This window comes from Butyrivibrio sp. AE2015 (assembly GCF_000420825.1).
In the GTDB taxonomy this organism is placed as follows: domain Bacteria; phylum Bacillota; class Clostridia; order Lachnospirales; family Lachnospiraceae; genus Butyrivibrio.
The window spans coordinates 1-1707 of record NZ_ATVR01000070.1 but is presented as its reverse complement, the minus strand read 5'-3'; the positions used below and the strand labels follow the sequence as shown (position 1 = coordinate 1707).

The 1707-nt window shown below is 41.1% G+C and carries 1 protein-coding gene; it reads right to left on the bottom strand.

Translation table 11 applies throughout. The features are described 5' to 3' along the window. Positions 1 to 247: 247 nt before the first annotated feature. Complete coding sequence (locus G585_RS19445; protein ID WP_022776484.1) at positions 248 to 1579, bottom strand: IS30 family transposase; 1332 nt, start codon at positions 1577 to 1579, stop codon at positions 248 to 250. Positions 1580 to 1707: the final 128 nt, after the last annotated feature.

Below are 1707 nucleotides of genomic sequence, written 5' to 3'. Positions count from 1 at the left end.
GGTCAAATGAAAAAGTAAATTCCACTTTACCTATGAAAAATGGTCTCTTTTGCGATTTTGAGGAATGATTTCATAAAATTGTGCTTTGAGACCTCTGAAAAACGTGATAAAATCGGTTCATCGTTTTTGTTTGTTGTATGGCAAACAGACGACTGGAGCAGTTTGAGAAAAATTAAATTCCACTCGTCTCGGGATGATTTTTGATGAAATTTGAGACATAAGTGGTCATCTGTCTGCTTACTATTTTTTATTTATTAATGAGAGCCGGTTTTAACATGACTGAGTCTGGGGAGACTTTTTGCTGTCCTGTTAGAGCCGGTATTCTTTTGTCTAAAAGCAGTTCAGCAAGGTCAAATGGAGTTGCTCCATTTAAGCTGTCTCTGGCTGTTGAATTGATGTGACTTGCCATAAGGTTGATGTCTTCCTGAGTGTACTTGTGCATGCTTCGACCTTTTGGAATGACATAGCGAATGTATTCATGGTTCTTCTCAAGTCTGGCCTTCTGGTTAGACACATAAGGATCGCAATAGAATACATAGGTGCGCTGCTTGCCATCTTCAGTCTTTTCTATATCCCAGGGGTTCTTGAATTCCGACCCGTTGTCGGTAAGAATCACAGGAAAGTATTTCTTGAAAAGGCGCGGCCCAAGTGTGGAGTAGAGCTCGTTGATAGCGTTCACGACACACTCCTGAGTACACCTTGGTAATAGGATAACAAGCATAAAACTGCAACTTCTAAACAGAAGAGTGAGCAGGCACTTTCCACTAGCCTGACCACCTTTAACGGTATCCATCTCGACAACATCGAGATCAGGATGATGCTCCATGAAGAACTCAAAGTCCTTGTATGTACGCTTGTTGCGGTATACCTGTTCTATGTTTTTTACTCTTGGTTCAGAGCGCTTCTTTCGCTTTTTATAACGAACTCTTCTGGGCAGATCAATGTTCCTTGCCTGGAAGACGCGTTGGTCGAAGTAGTTGTAAAGAGTACGTCTGCATACAGGTATCTCATCGGCATGTACAGCAAATATATGACTTAATGGCTGCCCGTTGAGAACCAGTGGAGAAACAAGATCGTTTAGCTGCTGCAATTCCTCAGGAGTGAGATTTATTCCTTTCCTTGAGTTGACCAGTTTCTTCTCATACTTTTCTTGTGCGGCCGTGGCAGAGTAGTAGGCTTTTTCTAAAGGACAATCTCTGTAATGATCGCAGGAATTGCACACAAATGGAGCCTTGGTTGGTTTATAACAAACATAGGGAATAAAGTACTTACAATACTTAGTTGGATCCATGCGGTAACAGTAACGACAAGCTTTGTTACATTTGCTGTACTTGTTGTCTCCACATACATCCCGTTCCCTACAGGTTTTGTAGTCCCAGCAAAGTCTGCATTTATCCCACCACTGATATGGGGATTCAATACTTCTGGATCTTTTAACTTCTTTTGAAATGGTAGTAGGATCCTTGTGCAGAACCTTTGCAATGGAATAAAAAGTAGAGCCTTGGTTAAGCTCCTGTTCTATATAAATCCTATCTGACAGTAACAGATGGGAGTGGTTACCTCTTATCGATTCACTCATAAGGAACTCCTTCCTGACAGACAGATGACCTTGAGTAGGATAAGAGATAAAAATGGCATGTGCAAGACTAACTTCTACATCGCCATGTTTTTGACCTGAAATAGCTGAATTTAAAATTTCACTCTACG